Origin of the sequence: Xanthomonas sp. NCPPB 2866 (assembly GCF_041475745.2) — a bacterium.
Taxonomy (GTDB): domain Bacteria; phylum Pseudomonadota; class Gammaproteobacteria; order Xanthomonadales; family Xanthomonadaceae; genus Xanthomonas; species Xanthomonas arboricola.
The window spans coordinates 3,033,122-3,051,438 of record NZ_CM192975.1 but is presented as its reverse complement, the minus strand read 5'-3'; the positions used below and the strand labels follow the sequence as shown (position 1 = coordinate 3,051,438).

At 63.7% G+C, this 18,317-nt stretch carries 14 protein-coding genes and 1 tRNA gene; all 15 read left to right on the top strand.

Features of this window, described 5'->3' with window-relative positions; translation table 11 throughout:
* The first annotated feature begins 2 nt into the window (after positions 1-2).
* Positions 3-1,337: an NADH-quinone oxidoreductase subunit NuoF gene (gene nuoF, locus ACCQ04_RS13010; protein WP_024937978.1), complete on the top strand. Its 1,335-nt coding sequence runs from the start codon at positions 3-5 to the stop codon at positions 1,335-1,337.
* Entirely contained in the window at positions 1,334-3,568 is a 2,235-nt protein-coding gene (gene nuoG / locus ACCQ04_RS13005; RefSeq protein WP_226427596.1) for an NADH-quinone oxidoreductase subunit NuoG, read from the top strand. The genes nuoF and nuoG overlap by 4 nt, the downstream gene beginning before the upstream one ends.
* Entirely contained in the window at positions 3,565-4,656 is a 1,092-nt protein-coding gene (gene nuoH, locus ACCQ04_RS13000) for an NADH-quinone oxidoreductase subunit NuoH (RefSeq protein ID WP_039522183.1), read from the top strand. The genes nuoG and nuoH overlap by 4 nt, the downstream gene beginning before the upstream one ends.
* A 3-nt stretch (positions 4,657-4,659) precedes the next feature.
* On the top strand, positions 4,660-5,148 hold the full coding sequence (nuoI, locus tag ACCQ04_RS12995; protein WP_002810206.1) for an NADH-quinone oxidoreductase subunit NuoI: 489 nt from the start codon (positions 4,660-4,662) through the stop codon (positions 5,146-5,148).
* A gap of 4 nt (positions 5,149-5,152) precedes the next feature.
* Positions 5,153-5,815, top strand: coding sequence for an NADH-quinone oxidoreductase subunit J (locus ACCQ04_RS12990; RefSeq protein ID WP_172837831.1), 663 nt, complete (start codon positions 5,153-5,155; stop codon positions 5,813-5,815).
* Positions 5,812-6,117, top strand: a complete 306-nt coding sequence (gene nuoK, locus ACCQ04_RS12985) for an NADH-quinone oxidoreductase subunit NuoK (protein ID WP_006450557.1) — start codon at positions 5,812-5,814, stop codon at positions 6,115-6,117. The genes ACCQ04_RS12990 and nuoK overlap by 4 nt, the downstream gene beginning before the upstream one ends.
* 7 nt (positions 6,118-6,124) lie before the next feature.
* Positions 6,125-8,299, top strand: a complete 2,175-nt coding sequence (gene nuoL / locus ACCQ04_RS12980; RefSeq protein WP_226427597.1) for an NADH-quinone oxidoreductase subunit L — start codon at positions 6,125-6,127, stop codon at positions 8,297-8,299.
* A gap of 20 nt (positions 8,300-8,319) precedes the next feature.
* Positions 8,320-9,822: an NADH-quinone oxidoreductase subunit M gene (locus ACCQ04_RS12975; protein ID WP_039526502.1), complete on the top strand. Its 1,503-nt coding sequence runs from the start codon at positions 8,320-8,322 to the stop codon at positions 9,820-9,822.
* Between the two features lie 36 nt (positions 9,823-9,858).
* Positions 9,859-11,319 carry an NADH-quinone oxidoreductase subunit NuoN gene (gene nuoN / locus ACCQ04_RS12970; RefSeq protein ID WP_024937972.1) on the top strand — a complete coding sequence of 487 codons (1,461 nt, stop codon included), beginning with the start codon at positions 9,859-9,861 and terminating at the stop codon, positions 11,317-11,319.
* 202 nt (positions 11,320-11,521) lie between these two features.
* Positions 11,522-11,598, top strand: a tRNA-Met gene (locus ACCQ04_RS12965).
* Positions 11,599-11,808: 210 nt separating this feature from the next.
* Positions 11,809-12,399, top strand: coding sequence for a ribosome maturation factor RimP (rimP, locus tag ACCQ04_RS12960; protein ID WP_226427598.1), 591 nt, complete (start codon positions 11,809-11,811; stop codon positions 12,397-12,399).
* A gap of 4 nt (positions 12,400-12,403) precedes the next feature.
* Entirely contained in the window at positions 12,404-13,915 is a 1,512-nt protein-coding gene (gene nusA / locus ACCQ04_RS12955) for a transcription termination factor NusA (protein WP_024937970.1), read from the top strand.
* Between the two features lie 95 nt (positions 13,916-14,010).
* Positions 14,011-16,710 (top strand): translation initiation factor IF-2, encoded by a 2,700-nt coding sequence (gene infB, locus ACCQ04_RS12950; RefSeq protein ID WP_226427599.1) that lies wholly within the window; start codon positions 14,011-14,013, stop codon positions 16,708-16,710.
* A gap of 141 nt (positions 16,711-16,851) precedes the next feature.
* Complete coding sequence (gene rbfA / locus ACCQ04_RS12945; protein ID WP_024937968.1) at positions 16,852-17,244, top strand: 30S ribosome-binding factor RbfA; 393 nt, start codon at positions 16,852-16,854, stop codon at positions 17,242-17,244.
* A gap of 80 nt (positions 17,245-17,324) precedes the next feature.
* On the top strand, positions 17,325-18,251 hold the full coding sequence (gene truB / locus ACCQ04_RS12940) for a tRNA pseudouridine(55) synthase TruB (RefSeq protein WP_226427600.1): 927 nt from the start codon (positions 17,325-17,327) through the stop codon (positions 18,249-18,251).
* Positions 18,252-18,317: the final 66 nt, after the last annotated feature.

Genomic DNA, 18,317 nt, shown 5'->3' with positions numbered 1-18,317 from the left:
ACATGGCACATCATCACGCACCCTCAGGCCCGGTCGGTCCGGCGCCGTTGCCGCATCAGGTCGTCTACACGACGCTGCACTACGACACCCCGTGGTCGTACGAGAGCTATCTGAAAACCGGTGGCTACGCCGCGCTGCGCAAGATCCTCGAAGAGAAGATCGCGCCGGCCGACGTCATCGAGATGGTCAAGGCGTCCAACCTGCGCGGCCGTGGCGGCGCAGGCTTCCCGACTGGCTTGAAGTGGTCGTTCATGCCCAAGGGCACGATGCAGAAGTACATCCTGTGCAACTCGGACGAATCCGAGCCGGGCACCTGCAAGGACCGCGACATCCTGCGTTACAACCCGCACTCGGTGGTGGAGGGCATGGCGATCGCCTGCTACGCCACCGGCTCGACCGTGGGCTACAACTATCTGCGTGGCGAGTTCCATCACGAGCCGTTCGAGAACTTCGAGCTGGCGCTGGCCGATGCCTATGCCAACGGCTGGCTGGGCAAGAACATCCTCGGTAGCGGCGTGGATATCGATATCTACGGTGCGCTGGGTGCCGGTGCCTACATCTGCGGCGAAGAAACCGCGCTGATGGAATCGCTGGAAGGCAAGAAGGGCCAGCCGCGCTACAAGCCGCCGTTCCCGGCCAACTTCGGCCTGTACGGCAAGCCGACCACCATCAACAACACCGAGACCTATGCGTCGGTACCGGCGATCATTCGCAACGGCCCGGAGTGGTTCCTGGGGCTGAGCAAGACCAAGAACGGCGGCCCAAAAATTTTCTCGGTGTCCGGCTGCGTGCAGAAGGGCGGCAATTTCGAAGTGCCGCTCGGCACCACCTTCGACGAACTGCTGGAAATGGCCGGTGGCCTGCGTCCGGGTCGCAAGCTCAAGGGCGTGGTGCCTGGCGGCGTGTCGATGCCGGTGCTGAAGGCCGACCAGGTCGCCGGGCTGCAGATGGACTACGACACCTTGCGTGCGCTCGGCACCGGCCTGGGGTCGGGTGCGATCGTGGTGCTGGATGACAGCGTGTGCTGCGTGCGCTTCGCCTGCCGCATCTCGCAGTTCTTCCACAAGGAGTCCTGCGGCCAGTGCACCCCGTGCCGCGAGGGCACCGGCTGGATGCACCGCGTGCTGGAGCGCATCGTTGCCGGCAAGGCCACGATGGAAGACCTGCATCAGCTGCGCACCGTTGCCGGCCAGATCGAAGGACACACCATCTGCGCCTTCGGCGAGGCGGCGGCGTGGCCGATCCAAGGCTTCCTGCGCCAGTTCTGGGACGAGTTCGAGTACTACATCGTCAACGGTCGTTCGATCGTCGACACGCACGTCGGAGTGGCCGCATGAGCGCCCAACCAGTGAACCCCAACGTGCCACCGGACCATGTCACCGTCGAGATCGACGGGCAGTCCCTGGTGGTGCCGAAGGGTTCGATGATCATTCAGGCGGCCGACAAGGCCGGCATCCCGATCCCGCGCTTCTGCTACCACGAGAAGCTGCCGATCGCGGCCAACTGCCGCATGTGCCTGGTGGACGTCGAGAAATCCCCGAAGCCGTCGCCCGCCTGCGCCACGCCGGTGATGGACGGCATGAAGGTCACCACGCGTAGCGAAAAGGCGCTGAAGTACCAGCGCAGCGTGATGGAATTCCTGCTGATCAACCATCCGCTGGACTGCCCGATCTGCGATCAGGGCGGCGAGTGCGAACTGCAGGACGTGTCGCTTGGTTACGGCCGTTCGGTCAGCCGCTTCAACGAGCGCAAGCGCGTGGTGCCGGACGAGGACATCGGTCCGCTGGTTGCCACCGAAATGACCCGCTGCATCCAGTGCACCCGTTGCGTGCGTTTCACCGCAGACATTGCCGGCACCTACGAGCTGGGTGGCATGTATCGCGGCGAGAACCTGCAGATCGGCACCTACGACGGCAAGCCGCTGACCACCGAAATCTCCGGCAACGTCATCGACGTCTGCCCGGTCGGCGCGCTGACCAACAAGGTGTTCCAGTTCCGTGCGCGTCCGTGGGAGCTGATGGCGCGCGAGTCGCTCGGCTACCACGATGCGATGGGCTCGAATCTGTTCCTGCACGTGCGTCGCGGCGAAGTGCTGCGCACCGTGCCGCGCGAGAACGAGGCGGTCAACGAGTGCTGGCTGTCCGATCGCGATCGTTATTCGCATCAGGGCCTGTATGCCGAAGACCGTGCGGTCAAGCCGCTGAAGAAGGTCAACGGGCAGTGGACCGAGGTGAGCTGGGCCGAAGGTCTGGCCGCCGCGACGCAGATCCTGCGTGACAACGCCGGCGATCAGCTCGGTGTGCTGGTGCATCCGTCCACCTCCAACGAAGAGGGCGCCTTGCTCGCACGTCTGGCCGAAGGCCTGAACAGCGGCAATCTGGATCACCGCCTGCTCAACCGTGATTTCTCCGATGCCGCGGTGGCCGAAGCGTTCGCCACGCCGCTGGCCGAGATCGAGCGCGCCGATGTAGTGGTGCTGTTCGGCACCAACGTACGTCACGAGCTGCCGTTGCTGCATGCACGCCTGCGCAAGGCCAGCATCCAGAACGGAACGCAGATCCATTCGGTCAACCCGGTCGATTTCGATTTTGCCTTCACCCAGGCAAGCCGCACGGTCGTTGCGCCATCGCAGCTGGCCGGTGCCCTGGACGATGCGGCGTTGCGCGATGCGGTCAAGGGCGCCACGCGCGCTGTGATCGTGGTCGGCGCACTGGCTGAAAACCACCCGCAGGCTGCCGCATTGCGTTCCGCTGCACGCGACTTTGCCGCTGCAACCGGCGCCTCGCTGTGCCGCATCCCGCAGGGTGCGAACGCGGTCGGTCTGGTGTCGCAGGGTGTGCTGCCGACCGCACGCGATGTCGCCGGTATGCTGGCGCAGCCGCGCCAGGCCTACGTGCTGTATGGCATCGAGCCGGGTCTGGATTTCGCCGATGCCGCCGCCGCACGCAGCGCCCTGGCGGGTGCCAAGGTGGTCGCGTTCAGTCAGTTCGCCTGCGCCTCGACGCGCGACGTGGCCGATGTGATCCTGCCGATCGGTGCGCTGCCGGAAATCGACGCATCGCTGACCAATCTGGATGGCCGCGTGCAGACCGCACGTGCCGCCGGTCGCCTGCCGGTCGAAGCCCGCGAAGGCTGGCGCGTACTGCGTGCACTTGGTGGCGAGCTGGGTCTGGGCGGTTTCGAATTCATCGATTTGGTCGGCCTGCGTGCCGGCATGCAGAACCGTTCCGTCAGCCCTGTCGCCTCGGCGCAGCCGGCTGCGGCCAGCGACGGGCTGGAAGTTGCCGCCACCGCTGCGATCTATCGCACCGATGCGGTGGTGCGTCGCGCCGCCGCGCTGCAGTCGCATCCGCTCAACATCGCGCCGTGTGTGGCGATGCATCCGGAGCAGGCCGCGCAGTTGCAGGTCGGCGCTGGTCAGATGGTCAAGGTCGGTACCGACGCCGGTAAGGCGACGTTGCCGGTAGTGCTGGACAAGCGCGTCGCACCGGGCACGGTGTGGATCGAATCCGGCCATGGCGCAACCGCGCCGCTCGGTGCCGGTCGTGTAACGGTGGTGGCTGCATGAACGAATTGCTGTTGAACCTGGTCGATCCCTTGCACCAGTGGTTTGTCGGTCTGGGCGATGGCGGCGTAGTGCTGTGGACCGTGCTGAAGATCCTGCTGATCACCGTGCCGGTGATCGTGTCGGTGGCCTTCTACGTGGTCTGGGAGCGCAAGCTGATCGGCTGGATGCATGTGCGTCATGGGCCGATGTACGTGGGCATGGGCATCTTCCAGGCCTTCGCCGACGTGTTCAAACTCCTGTTCAAGGAGATCGTGCAACCGAGCAGCTCGCACAAGGCGATGTTCATCATCGCGCCGCTGCTGACGCTGGCGCCGGCCTTCGCGGCCTGGTCGGTGGTGCCGTTCGACGCGCAGCTGGTGCTGTCCAACGCCAACGTCGGTTTGCTGTATCTGCTGGCGATGACCTCGCTGGGCGTGTACGGCATCATCCTGGCCGGCTGGGCATCCAACTCCAAGTACGCGTTCCTGGGTGCGATGCGCTCGGCCGCGCAGGTGGTCAGCTACGAAATCGCGATGGGCTTTGCGCTGGTCGGCGTGATGATTGCTTCCGGCAGCGTCAATTTGAGCCAGATCGTGTTCGCGCAGGCGGGCAGCTCCGGCTTCTTCGACTGGTTCCTGATTCCGCTGTTCCCGTTGTTCATCGTGTACTGGGTGTCCGGCGTCGCCGAAACCAACCGCGCGCCGTTCGACGTGGTGGAAGGCGAATCGGAAATCGTCGCCGGCCACATGGTGGAGTACTCGGGCGGTGCGTTCGCGCTGTTCTTCCTGGCCGAATACGCCAACATGATCCTGGTCAGCTTCCTGATCTCGATCTTCTTCCTGGGCGGCTGGTTGAGCCCGATCCAGGGTTGGGTCAATGCGGATATCTCGCCGTGGATCGACTGGTTGTGGAAGGGCGGTTGGCCGTGGCTGCTGATGAAGGTGTTCTTCTTCGCCAGCGCCTACATCTGGTTCCGTGCCAGCTTCCCGCGCTACCGCTATGACCAGATCATGCGTCTGGGCTGGAAGGTGTTCATTCCGCTCACGATCGTGTGGATCGCAGTGACGGCGTTGATGGTGTTTTACGGCGTGATCCAGAAGGGCGTGTAACTGATGAACAAGATCACCCATTACTTCAAGAGCCTGCTCCTGCTCGAACTGCTAGGCGGCCTGTGGCTGACGTTGAAATACACGTTCAAGCCCAAGTACACCGTGCTGTACCCGATGGAGAAGTTCCCGCAGTCGCCGCGTTTCCGTGGCCTGCACGCATTGCGTCGCTATCCCAACGGCGAAGAGCGCTGCATCGCCTGCAAGCTGTGCGAGGCGGTGTGCCCGGCACTGGCGATCACCATCGACTCGGCCAAGCGCGAGGACGGCTCGCGCCGCACCACGCGCTACGACATCGATCTGTTCAAGTGCATCTTCTGCGGCTTCTGCGAAGAAAGCTGCCCGGTGGACTCGATCGTCGAGACGCACATCCTCGAGTACCACTTCGAGAAGCGTGGCGAGAACATTGTCAACAAGCCGCAGCTGCTGGCGATCGGAGACCGGTTCGAAACCGAGATCGCCGAGCGTCGCGCTGCCGATGCCGCCTTCCGTTGAGGTCATGATGGACTGGGTCACTATTGCTTTTTACGCCTTCTCCGCCGTCGCGGTCGTGTCCGCCGGTGCGGTGATCAGCGTGCGCAACCCGGTGTACGCCGTGTTGTGCCTGATCCTCACCTTCTTCTCGATGGCATGCATCTGGTTGCTGGTCGGCGCCGAGTTTCTCGGCGTGACGCTGGTGCTGGTCTACGTCGGCGCGGTGATGGTGCTGTTCCTGTTCGTGGTGATGATGCTGGACATCGACACCAGCCGCCTGCGCGAAGGGTGGGTCAAGTACATGCCGGTCGGTGTCATCGTGGCGGTTGCCATGCTGGCGCAGATGGTCACCCTGATCGGGGTCAAGGCGCGCAGTGCCGCACCGTTCCCGGCCGATAACGCCGCTGCGCAGGCCGCCGACGTGTCGAACCTGACCTGGCTGGCCAAGACCCTCTATACCCAGTTCCTGCTGCCGTTCGAGTTCGCCGCGGTGATCCTGACCGTGGCCGTGGTGGCCGCGGTGATGCTGACCCTGCGCAAGCGCACCGGCATCAAGCACCAGAATGCGGGCGAGCAGTCGCGGGTGAAGGCGGGCGATCGTCTGCGCATGGTCAAAATGGCGGTTGAAAAGCCGGTACAGGTCGCGCCGAAGCTGGATGCGGCCGACGGACAGGAGGCGAAGTCTTGATTACCTTGGGCCACCTGCTGGGACTGGGCGCGGTGCTGTTCTGCATCTCCCTGGCCGGCATCTTCCTCAACCGCAAGAACGTCATCGTGCTGCTGATGTCGATCGAGCTGATGCTGCTGTCGGTCAACGTCAACTTCATTGCGTTCTCGCGCGAGCTTGGCGACCCCGCCGGTCAGCTGTTCGTGTTCTTCATCCTGACCGTTGCCGCCGCGGAGGCTGCGATCGGCCTTGCGATCCTGGTGACTCTGTTCCGCACGCGCCGCACGATCAATGTGGCCGAAGTCGATACGTTGAAGGGCTGACCTGTAGATGGAAATCACTCTCTCCAAGAGTCTGTTGATCGCGGTGGTGCTTGCACCGCTGGTCGGCAGCATCATCGCCGGCCTGTTCGGTCGCCAGGTAGGGCGCAAGGGCGCGCAATACGTCACCATCTTGGGCGTGGCGGTCAGCTGCGTGCTGTCGTGCCTGACGCTGTATCAACTGGTGGAGCAGGGCGCCAGCCCGTTCAACCAGAACCTGTACACCTTCTTCGATGTCGGTAACTACTCGGCGCATGTCGGCTTCATGGTCGATCGCCTGACCGCGATGATGATGGTGGTGGTGACCTTCGTGTCGCTGCTGGTGCACATCTACACCATCGGCTACATGGAAGAAGACCCGGGCTACCAGCGCTTCTTCAGCTACATCTCGTTGTTCACCTTCTCCATGCTCACGCTGGTGATGAGCAACAACTTCCTGCAGCTGTTCTTCGGCTGGGAAGCAGTGGGTCTGGTGTCCTACCTGTTGATCGGTTTCTGGTTCAAGCGCCCGACCGCCGTGTTCGCCAACATGAAGGCGTTCCTGGTCAATCGCGTCGGCGACTTCGGCTTCATTCTCGGCATTGCCGGTGTGCTGCTGTGGTTCGGCTCGCTGGATTACTCCACCGTGTTCGCCAATGCGACCACCATGGCCGGTGCCAAGGTGCAGCTGTTCGCAGGCCACGAGTGGAGCGTGATGACGCTGATCTGCATCTGCCTGTTCATCGGCGCGATGGGCAAGTCGGCGCAGGTGCCGTTGCACGTGTGGCTGCCGGACTCGATGGAAGGCCCGACCCCGATTTCGGCACTGATCCATGCCGCGACGATGGTGACCGCCGGCATCTTCATGGTCGCGCGCATGTCGCCGCTGTTCGAGCTGTCGGAAACCGCGTTGAACTTCATCCTGTTCATCGGTGCGACTACGGCCTTCTTCACCGGCCTGATCGGCATCGTGCAGAACGACATCAAGCGCGTGGTTGCGTATTCCACGCTGTCGCAGCTGGGCTACATGACCGTGGCGCTGGGCGTGTCGGCGTATTCGGCCGCCGTGTTCCACCTGATGACGCATGCCTTCTTCAAGGCGCTGCTGTTCCTGGCGGCCGGTTCGGTCATCATCGGCATGCACCACGAGCAGGACATGCGCAAGATGGGCGGCCTGCGCAAGTACATGAAGGTGACCTACTGGACCAGCGTGATCGGTACCTTGGCACTGGTCGGCACGCCGTTCTTCTCCGGCTTCTACTCCAAGGACACCATCATCGAGGCAGCCGCACACCATGCCCACGAGTCGCATAGCTGGATCGCGACCTATGGCTATTGGGCAGTGCTCGGCGGCGTGCTGGTGACCAGTTTCTACAGCTTCCGCCTGCTGTTCCTGACCTTCCACGGCAAGGAACGCTTCCGCGATGCCCATGCGCACGATGCGCATGCACACCACGACAGTGCGCACACCGATGCCGAGGCGCAGGTCCACGCGCACGACAGTCATGCGCACGACGTGCATGCACACGATACGCACGGCCACGACGACCATGGTCATGGCCACCATGGTGCCCACGAGCCGCACGAATCCAAGTGGGTGGTGACGCTGCCGTTGATCTTGCTGGCGATCCCGTCGGTGGCGATCGGTTTCTTCACCATCGGTCCGATGCTGTTCGGCACCGACTGGCAGGGCCACCACGCCGCGCATGCGCTCAAGGGGCAGGCAGTGTCGTTCTTCACCGGCATCGTCGATTTCTACGATCCGGCGCGTGACACCGTCGGCGCACTGGCCGAAGAGTTCCATGGCCCGGTCGCCTTCGCGGTGCATGGCATGATGGCGGCACCGTTCTTCCTGACGGTCGCCGGCCTGCTGCTGGCTGCGCTGTTCTATCTGTGGAAGCCGGAACTGGCCACCAAGTCGCGCAAGGCGTTCGCGCCGGTGGTGTGGCTGCTGGAAAACAAGTACGGCTTCGACAAGCTCTGGATCAATGGCTTCGCCGGTGGCGGCGTGGTCCTTGGCAAGGCGTCACGTGCCATCGATACCCATGTGGTCGACGGTGTCGTCGTCAATGGTTCTGCCCGACTGATCGACCTGGCTGCAAATCTGCTGCGTCGCACGCAATCCGGTTTCCTCTATCACTACGCCTTCGCAATGATCATCGGTTTGATCGCCTTGTTGGCGGTACTGATGCATTTCTGGCGTTGACCTGTACGGAATAAGAAAACGTGTCGAACTGGCCTTTACTGTCTATCTTGATCTGGCTGCCGATTATCGGTGGCGCCTTGATCCTTGCGTTGCGCAACGCCGAGACTGCCCGCTGGGCATCGCTGGCGGTGGCGGTGGCGACCTTTGTGCTGAGTCTGCCGCTGCTGGGCTACGACACGGCCAATGACGCCATGCAGTTCATCGAACTGCATGCCTGGATCCCGGCATACAACATTGGCTACAACCTGGGCGTGGACGGCATCGCGGTCGCGTTGATCGTGCTCACCACGCTGGTGACGGTGCTGGCCCTGATTGGCGCCTGGCGCTCGATCGACAAGCGCGTCAATCAATACGTCGCCGCCTTCCTGATCCTGGAAGGCGTCACGGTCGGCATCTTTGCCGCGACCGACGCGATGCTGTTCTATGTCTTCTTCGAAGCCATGTTGATCCCGATGTTCCTGATCATCGGCGTCTGGGGCGGTCCGCGGCGCATCTACGCGGCGATGAAGTTCTTCCTGTACACCTTCCTCGGCTCGGTGCTGATGCTGGTGGGCCTGGTCTATCTGTACCTGAAGGGCGGTAGCTTCCAGCTGGCCGACCTGTACGCGTTGCAGCTGACCGCCAAGGAGCAGACCTGGATCTTCTTCGCCTTCCTGATCGCGTTTGCGGTCAAGGTGCCGATGTTCCCGGTGCACACCTGGCTGCCGGACGCGCACGTCGAGGCGCCGACCGCCGGCTCGGTGATCCTGGCTGCGATCGCGTTGAAGATCGGTGGCTACGGCTTCCTGCGCTTCAACCTGCCGATCGTGCCGGATGCGAGCCACGAGTTCGCCTGGCTGGTGATCACGCTGTCGCTGATCGCGGTGGTCTACGTCGGTCTGGTGGCCCTGGTGCAGGACGACATGAAGAAGCTGGTGGCGTATTCGTCCATCGCGCACATGGGCTTTGTCACCCTCGGCACCTTCATCGCCTTCACCCTGGTGCGTGAGTACGGCAGCACCGACGCTGCCCGTCTGGGCCTGCAGGGTGCGATGGTGCAGATGATTTCGCACGGCTTCGTGTCCGGTGCGATGTTCTCCTGCATCGGCGTGCTGTACGACCGCATGCATACCCGCCGCATCGCCGATTACGGCGGCGTGGTCAACGTGATGCCGTGGTTCGCGACGTTCTCCATGCTGTTCTTCATGGCCAATGCCGGCCTGCCGGGTACCAGTGGCTTCGTCGGCGAGTTCATGGTGATCCTGGCCAGCTTCCAGAAGCATCCGCTGGTTGCCTTCGCTGCCGCCACCACGCTGGTGATCACCGCCGCGTATACGCTGTGGCTCTACAAGCGCGTGTTCTTCGGCGAAGTGGCCAATGCCCATGTGGCCGAGCTGAAGGACATCAATGGCCGTGAGGCGTTCGTGCTGGGGGTGTTCGCCGTTGGCGTGCTGGCCCTGGGCCTGTATCCGAAGCCGCTGACCGATCTGATGGAACCATCGATCGCCAAGCTGGCTACCCAGATTGCCGCGTCCAAGCTGTAACAGCTTGCCGTACGTTTTGATTTCCAGGATTTGATGATGACCACGCCAACGCTCGCGCCGTTGACCACCGCTGACCTGGCTCCGCTTGTTCCGGAGCTGGTGCTGATCGGCGGCGCCTTTGCACTGCTGATGCTCGACCTGTTCGTGAGCCAGCGGAACAAGGTCTGGACCCACCTGTTCTCCGTCGCCGTGCTCGCGGTGGTGTTCGCGCTGTTGGCGACCGGTACGGGCGGGCAGGGCGAGATCTTCCACGGCATGTTCGTGCGCGACACTGCGGCCGACGTGATGAAGACGGTGATCGTGCTGGTCAGTGGCCTGAGCCTGGTCTACGGCTGGACCTACCTGCGCGAACGCAATCTCTACCAGGGCGAGATCCCGGTGCTGGTGTTGTTCGCCACCGCCGGCATGATGCTGCTGACCTCGGCCGGCAGCCTGCTGATGGTGTACCTGGGCCTGGAACTGCTCGCGCTGTGCTCGTACGCATTGGTCGCCTCCAATCGCGACAACGGCCTGGCCACCGAAGCGGCGATGAAGTACTTCGTGCTCGGTTCGCTGGCCTCGGGCCTGCTGCTGTACGGCATGTCGCTGGTCTACGGCGCCACCGGTACGCTGAGCCTGAGCGGCATCCACGACGCGATCGAAGGCTCCAACGAGCGCACGCTGCTGCTGACCGGCACCATCTTCATGATCGCCGGCGTGGCCTTCAAGCTGGGTGCTGCCCCGTTCCACATGTGGTTGCCTGACGTGTACCAGGGTGCGCCGGCGCCGATCGCCTTGTTCATCAGCTCTGCGCCCAAGCTCGCTGCCTTCGGTATGGCGTATCGCCTGCTCGAGGTTGGCATGGGGCCGCTGTCGCCGCAATGGCATCTGTTGATCGGCGGCCTGTCTGCGGTGTCGCTGGTGATCGGCAACCTGATGGCGATTGCGCAGAGCAACCTCAAGCGCATGCTGGCGTACTCGACCGTCTCGCACATCGGCTTTCTGTTGATGGGCGTGGCCGGTGGTGGCGAGGAAGGCTATGCCGCGGCGATGTTCTACGCGGTGAGCTATACCATCATGTCGACCGCCGCGTTTGGCGCGATCATCGCGTTGTCGCGCAACGGCTTCGAAGCCGAGAACATTGACGACTTCAAGGGACTCAACGCACGCAATCCGTGGATGGCCGGCCTGGTGCTGTGCATCATGGCCTCGCTTGCGGGTATCCCGCCGTTCTTGGGCTTCTGGACCAAGCTGGCGGTGCTCAGCGCCGCGGTAAATGGCGACATGCTGTGGCTGGCCCTGGTCGGTGTGCTCTGCGCGGTGATCGGCGCCTTCTACTATCTGCGCGTCATCAAGGTCATGTACTTCGATGAGCCGGTGGGCGAGCCGTTGCCGGCCAACAACGACCGTGTGCTGGGTACCGTGCTCGGTGTCAACGCGCTTGCGTTGCTTGCGCTTGGCCTGGCCTGGAGCCCGATCATGGTGTGGTGCCAGCGTGCATTTGCAGGCCTTGCCTGAGTCACAGTCGTGGCATGACCTCGCGGCACATGTGCACACGCACTGTTGATGGGCCGACTGAAATAAAGTCGTGATTGCTGTTTCGTTTTTGTTGCAATGCGGTTATCATTTGCCGCGACGTTGAAGACCCCCCGGGGTTTTCAATCGATGAAAAACTAGGGCTTGCAATTGCCGCTCAAGTTCTTCATAATTCCGCTTCTGCTGCGGGGTGGAGCAGTCTGGCAGCTCGTCGGGCTCATAACCCGAAGGTCGCAGGTTCAAATCCTGCCCCCGCTACCAAGTTTTGAAGTACTGCTTTAATGCAACGCCTTAGGGCAGTCCTTCAGCTTCTTGGATCGCAAAGACGCATGTTCCCGTCTTTGCGCCGACCCTGAGAGGTCGGGCTTTTTTCACGCAAGGGGCCCATCGGGCCCCTTGTTTTTTCCGGAACCGGAAAGTTTGCTGCCGGTTGCCGGAGTTCTACTGGCAATCATCTGATCAGGGCAGTCTGTGAGCGAAAAAGCGACCGAAATCGCGAATCTGCTGAGTCCAACGGTTGAGTCCTTGGGCTTGGAACTGCTGGGTGTGGAATATCTTCCCGCTCCAGGTGGCGCCACATTGCGCCTGTACATCGATGTGCCGCTGGCCGAACAGCCCGAGCGTGTCATCAACGTCGACGACTGCGAGCGTGTGAGCCGCGAAGTCTCGGCCCAGCTCGACGTCGAAGACCCCATCACCGGCAACTACACGCTCGAGGTGTCCTCGCCGGGTGTGGACCGTCCGTTGTTCACGCTGGAGCAATTCGCCCGTCACGTTGGCGAGTCCGCCAAGATCGTGCTGAAGCTGGCGCAGGATGGCCGGCGCCGCTTCCAGGGCCAGATCGTGCGGATCGACTCCGAGACGGATGCGGTGGTGTTCGCCGTCGACGGCAAGGATGTGCAGATCGGCTTCGACAACATCGACAAGGCGCGCATCCTGCCGGATTGGGTCGCCCTGGGCCTGGCCCCGCAAAAACCGAACAAGCCCGGCCCGAAAAAACCCGGGCACGACAAGAAGAAACCATCCAACGAGTCGGCGGCTGGCAAGCCGCGCGCGGAGTGACGAAATGAGCAAGGAACTTTTGCTGGTAGTGGATGCGGTGGCCAACGAAAAGGGCGTGCCGCGCGAAGTGATCTTCGATGCGATCGAGGCCGCGCTGGCTTCCGCAGCGAAGAAGCGCTATCCCGACCAGGACGTGCTGACGCGCGTGACCATCGACCACAAGGACGGTAACTACGAAACCTATCGTCGTTGGGAAGTGGTTGCCGACGATGTCGTGATGGAATCCCCGGATCGCCAGGTGCGTCTGATGGATGCCGTTGACGAAGCCGACGGCGTCGAGGTGGGAGACTACATCGAAGAACAGATCGAAAACCCGGACTTCGGCCGTATCGCGGCGCAGGCTGCCAAGCAGGTGATCGTGCAGCGTGTGCGCGAGGCCGAGCGTCAGCAGGTGGTCGATGCCTGGAAGGATCGCGTCGGCGAGTTGATCACCGGTGTGGTCAAGCGCGCCGAGCGCGGCAACATCTTTGTCGATCTGGGCGGCAATGCCGAAGCCTTCATTCCCAAGGACAAGGGCATTCCGCGTGACGTGCTGCGCCCCGGCGACCGCGTGCGCGGCTATCTGGCCGAAGTGCGTTCGGAGCCACGTGGCCCGCAGCTGTTCATCAGCCGCGCCGCGCCGGAATTCATGATCGAGCTGTTCAAGCTCGAAGTGCCGGAAGTGGGCCAGGGCCTGGTCGAGATCAAGGCATGCGCACGCGATCCGGGCGACCGCGCCAAGATCGCGGTGATCGCGCACGACACCCGCACTGATCCGATCGGCGCGTGCATCGGCATGCGTGGTTCGCGCGTGCAGGCGGTATCCAACGAGCTCAATGGCGAGCGCGTGGACATCGTGCTGTGGAACGAGAACCCGGCCAACTTCGTCATCAATGCGATGGCGCCGGCCGAAGTGCAGTCGATCATCGTCGATGAAGACAAGCACTCGATGGATCTGGCCGTGGCGGAAGATCGCCTGGCCCAGGCGATCGGCAAGGGCGGCCAGAACGTGCGTCTGGCCAGCCGCCTGACCGGTTGGCAGCTCAACGTGATGACCGCCGACCAGGTGGCCGCCAAGTCCGAAGCCGAGCAGACCTCCGCGCGCCAGTTGTTCATGGATCGCCTGGAAGTGGACGAGGAAATCGCAGCGATCCTGGTGACCGAAGGCTTCAATACGGTCGAAGAAATCGCCTACGTGCCGGTCGGCGAGTTGCTGGCGGTGGAAGGCTTCGACGAAGACATCGTCGAAGAGTTGCGCGCCCGTGCCCGCGATGCGTTGCTCAACGCCGCGCTGGCAGAAGAAGAAGGCCTGGAAGGAACTCAGCCCACCGAGGACCTGCTGGCGCTGGAGGGGATGGACGAGGAAACGGCCTTTGCTCTGGCCGAGCACGGCGTGCGCACCAGCGAGGACTTGTCCGACCTGGCAGCGGACGAGATCGTCGACTTCGGCATCGAGGGTCTGACCCAGGAGCGCGCCGCGGCGCTGATCCTGGCGGCCCGCGCCGAGGAGATCGCCCGTTTGGAGCGCGGCGAATGAGCCGGCAATGAACCGCGCCCTGACCCCATCAGGGCTTAGAATCAGCGTTTCCCTTGCTCTGGGCGAGGGGGCGCCAACCAGATCATAGGATCCGAATGTCGCAGCAAACCACCATCCGCAAGCTTGCCGAACTGGTCAATACGCCGGTCGATAAACTGCTGGTTCAACTGGCCGAGGCCGGAATGAAGTTCAGCGGTCCCGACCAGGTCGTGACCAGCACCGAGAAGATGAAACTGCTTGGCTTCCTGCGTCGCACGCATGGCAAGGCCGAGACGCCTGCCGAAGCGGCGAGCGAAGCAGCCAAGAAGATCACCCTCAACCGGCGCAAGCTGCAGGAAGTCACGGTCAGCGCCGGCCGCACCAAGACCACGGTCAACGTGGAAGTGCGGCAGAAGCGCACCTATGTGAAGTCCGAAAACGAAGGCGGCGGCCGTCCTGCGCCGATGACGCCGGACGAAGAGCGCGCCGACATCCTGGCCAAGCTCGCCGCTTCGCGTCAGCGCAATCTCGACGAGCAGCAGGCACTGGCCGAAAGCGACCGCCTGCGCGACGAAGCGATCCAGCGCAAGCGTGAAGAGGAACAGGCTGCGCGCGACCGCGCCGAAGCCGAGCGCAAGGCTGCCGAGGAAGCCGCTGCGGCTGCCAGTGCGCCGGCGCCGGTGGCTGCTGCGCCCGCAGCGCCTGCCGCACGCGCACCGTCGCCGTCGTCTGCGCCGCGTCCGGCCCGTCCGGCTGGCGCATCGCCGGCATCGCGTCCGGCCACGCCGGCGCGCCCGGACGACCGCTCCAATGCCGCCAAGCACAAGACGCGCGGTTCGCACGTCATGGTGGCCGGTGTCGAGGACGACGATGCGACCAAGCGTTTTGCCGGGCAGTTGCACCTGTCCGCGGCAGATCGTGCGCGCCGTTCCAACGTGCGCGGCAAGCCGACCGGTCGTCCGGGCTCGTCGTCCTCGCGTCGTGGCAACGACAATGGCCGTGGTGGCAACCAGGGCAACAGCGGTCCGCACGGATTCGAACGTCCGACCGCACCGGTGGTGCGCGAAGTGGCGATCGGCGAGACCATCACCGTGGCTGATCTGGCGCAGAAGCTCGCGCTCAAGGGCGGCGACGTGGTCAAGGCGCTGTTCAAGATGGGCGTCATGGCGACCATCACTCAGAGCATCGACCATGACACCGCCGCGCTGGTGACCGAAGAACTCGGCCACAAGGCCGTGCGTGCCGACAATGCCGACTTCGAGGATGCGCTGCTGGCACATGCCGAGGATGCGCAGGGCGATGCCACGCCGCGTCCGCCGGTGGTGACCATCATGGGTCACGTCGATCACGGCAAGACCTCGCTGCTGGATTACATCCGTCGCACCAAGATCGCCTCCGGCGAAGCCGGCGGCATCACCCAGCACATCGGTGCGTACCACGTCGAAACCGCCCGTGGCGTCATCAGCTTCCTGGATACGCCCGGCCATGCCGCGTTTACCTCGATGCGTGCCCGTGGCGCCAAGATCACCGACATCGTGGTGCTGGTGGTTGCAGCCGATGACGGCGTGATGCCGCAGACCAAGGAAGCGGTGGCGCATGCCAAGGCGGCAGGCGTTCCGTTGATCGTGGCGGTGAACAAGATCGACAAGGCCGGTGCCGATCCGCTGCGGGTCAAGAACGAATTGCTGGCCGAAAACGTGGTGGCCGAAGAGTTCGGCGGCGATACCCAGTTCATCGAAGTGTCGGCCAAGGTCGGTACTGGTGTGGACACGCTGCTGGACGCGATTTCGCTGCAGGCCGAAGTGCTGGAACTCAAGGCAGTGGCCGAAGGCCGCGCCAGCGGCACCGTGATCGAATCCTCGCTGGACAAGGGCCGCGGCCCGGTGGCCACAGTGCTGGTGCAGCAGGGCGCGCTTAAGCGTGGCGATTACCTGGTGTGCGGCATCCAGTACGGCCGCGTGCGTGCGCTGTTCGACGAGACCGGCCACCAGCCGGCTTCGGCCGGCCCGTCGATCCCGGTGCAGGTGCTCGGCCTGTCCGGCGTGCCGGAAGCCGGCGACGACTTCGTGGTCGTCGACGACGAGCGTCTGGCCAAGGACGTGGCGCAGCAGCGCGAAACCAAGCGCCGCGAGTCGCGTCTGGTAGCCTCGGCCAGCAACCGCATGGAAGACATCCTGGCCCAGATGGGCAAGGGCGAAGGCCAGCAGGTGCTGAACCTGGTGATCAAGGCCGACGTGCAGGGCTCGGTGGAAGCACTCAAGCAGTCGCTGGTGGCGTTGTCCAACGACGACATCCGCATCAACGTGATCCACTCCGGCGTGGGCGGCATCACCGAATCGGACGCCAATTCGGCTGCTGCTTCCAAGGCGACGATCATCGGCTTCAACGTGCGTGCGGATGCCTCGGCGCGCAAGATCGTCGAGTCCAACGGTATCGATCTGCGTTACTTCTCGATCATCTATGACGTGATAGATCAGGTGAAGCAGGTGGCCTCCGGTCTGCTCGGCGTGGAAATCCGCGAAGAGATCATCGGTATCGCGCAGGTCCGCGACGTGTTCCGCAGCTCCAAGTTCGGCGCGGTTGCAGGCTGCATGATCATCGAAGGTGTGGTGAAGCGCAGCAAGCCGATCCGCGTGCTCCGCGACAGCGTCGTGGTGTTCGAGGGCGAGCTGGAATCGCTGCGTCGCTTCAAGGAAAACGTCGAGGAAGTGCGCAACGGTACCGAGTGCGGTATCGGCGTGAAGGCCTACAACGACGTCAAGGCCGGCGACCAGATCGAGTGCTTCGAGCGTATCGAAGTCGCCCGTACGCTGTAACGGCTGCCGGGGCCTGCGGGCCCCGGACTCCGCCAGGCGGAGTTGCAAGGCAAGTTCTGCAAGGCGAGGGCGGCATGGCCGCCCGCGTCCGTTTTTGGCTTCGGTGCCAACTGGCCCTCCGAATCAACCAGGTCCATGACCATGCCAACCAAATCATTCCATCGCACTGACCGCGTTTCGGCGCAGGTGCGTCGCGACCTCGGCACGATCGTGCACGCGGCCGTGCGCGATCACGGCCTGCCGTCGGTCAGCGTTTCCGACGTCGAAATCAGCCGCGACCTGGCGCATGCCAAGGTGTTCGTCACCGCGCTGCAGCAGGAGCGTTCGGCCGAAGCGGTCAAGGGGCTCAAGGAAATCGCCGGTCAGTTGCGTACGCAGCTGGCGCGCGCGATGAAGCTGCGCCACGTGCCCGAGCTGCATTTCCATTACGACGATTCGGTCGACCGCGGCGAGCGTATCGACAACCTGCTGCGTGACCTGGACGATGTCGGCCCCGAGGCCGCATCCAGCGACGAGGACGCCGAGCAGCGCTGAGCGCTGCCGGCCCGCCGCCTGTCGATCAGCGGCCCCGATTTCAACGGGCACGCACAGTGCCCGATTCGAGCACCGATCTGTTGAAACCCCGTATCGTCTATCGCCCGTTGCACGGCATCCTGTTGCTCGACAAGCCGGCTGGAGTCAGCTCCAACACGGCCTTGCAGTCCGCGCGCCGTTTGTTGCGTGCCGAAAAGGGCGGCCACACCGGCAGCCTGGATCCGCTGGCCACCGGCTTGCTGCCGCTGTGTCTGGGCGAGGCCACCAAGATTGCCGGCCTGCTGCTCGGTTCGGCCAAGGCCTACGACGCCGAGATCGTGCTGGGTGTCACCACCGATACCGACGATGCCGATGGTCAGGTGTTGCGCGAGCGTGCGGTGCCGGCACTGGGCGAAGACGCGCTGCGTGCAGCGCTGACGCCCTTCATCGGGCGCATCCGCCAACAGGCGCCGATCTATTCTGCGCTCAAGCAGGGTGGCGAGCCGCTGTACGCCAAGGCTCGCCGTGGCGAGGTGATCGAGGCGCCGGTGCGCGAGGTCGATGTGCATGCGATCGATGTGCTCGGTTACGCCGCGCCGCGGCTGCAGTTGCGTGTGACCTGCGGCTCGGGCACCTATATCCGCAGCCTGGCGCGCGATCTGGGCGAGGTGCTTGGCTGCGGTGCGCATATCGCCTCGCTGCGCCGGCTCTGGGTGGAGCCGTTTCGCGCGCCGCAGATGATCACGCTGGAAGCGCTGTCGGCAGCCCTGGAAGCGGGCACCGACGCGCAGGAGCTATTGCTGCCGATCGAGGCCGGACTGGCCGATTTTGCGCGGATCGTGCTCGATGCGTCGCATGCGGCGCGTTTTCGCATGGGTCAGCGTCTGCGCGATCCTGCATTCCCGACCGGCCAGGTGGCCGTGTTCGGACCCGACGGGATCCCCTCAGGGCTAGGCCTGGTGGACGCGGAGGGGCGTTTGTCGCCGCAGCGATTGTTCAATGGACTGAACGAAGTAGGGGCTTGTTAAGGTTTAGTCAACTTGTTCCCGGGCCCGCACGACGTTACAATTTTGCGGCCCCGATCGGGGCACCTC

What these genes read in the sequence shown, in the direction of transcription:
- nuoN (WP_024937972.1), top strand. Translation starts at nt 9,859, where the DNA reads ATGACCACGCCAACGCTCGCGCCGTTGACCACCGCTGACCTGGCTCCG.
- nuoG (WP_226427596.1), top strand. Translation starts at nt 1,334, where the DNA reads ATGAGCGCCCAACCAGTGAACCCCAACGTGCCACCGGACCATGTCACC.
- nusA (WP_024937970.1), top strand. Translation starts at nt 12,404, where the DNA reads ATGAGCAAGGAACTTTTGCTGGTAGTGGATGCGGTGGCCAACGAAAAG.
- nuoI (WP_002810206.1), top strand. Translation starts at nt 4,660, where the DNA reads ATGAACAAGATCACCCATTACTTCAAGAGCCTGCTCCTGCTCGAACTG.
- nuoF (WP_024937978.1), top strand. Translation starts at nt 3, where the DNA reads ATGGCACATCATCACGCACCCTCAGGCCCGGTCGGTCCGGCGCCGTTG.
- infB (WP_226427599.1), top strand. Translation starts at nt 14,011, where the DNA reads ATGTCGCAGCAAACCACCATCCGCAAGCTTGCCGAACTGGTCAATACG.
- ACCQ04_RS12990 (WP_172837831.1), top strand. Translation starts at nt 5,153, where the DNA reads ATGATGGACTGGGTCACTATTGCTTTTTACGCCTTCTCCGCCGTCGCG.
- rbfA (WP_024937968.1), top strand. Translation starts at nt 16,852, where the DNA reads ATGCCAACCAAATCATTCCATCGCACTGACCGCGTTTCGGCGCAGGTG.
- nuoH (WP_039522183.1), top strand. Translation starts at nt 3,565, where the DNA reads ATGAACGAATTGCTGTTGAACCTGGTCGATCCCTTGCACCAGTGGTTT.
- nuoL (WP_226427597.1), top strand. Translation starts at nt 6,125, where the DNA reads ATGGAAATCACTCTCTCCAAGAGTCTGTTGATCGCGGTGGTGCTTGCA.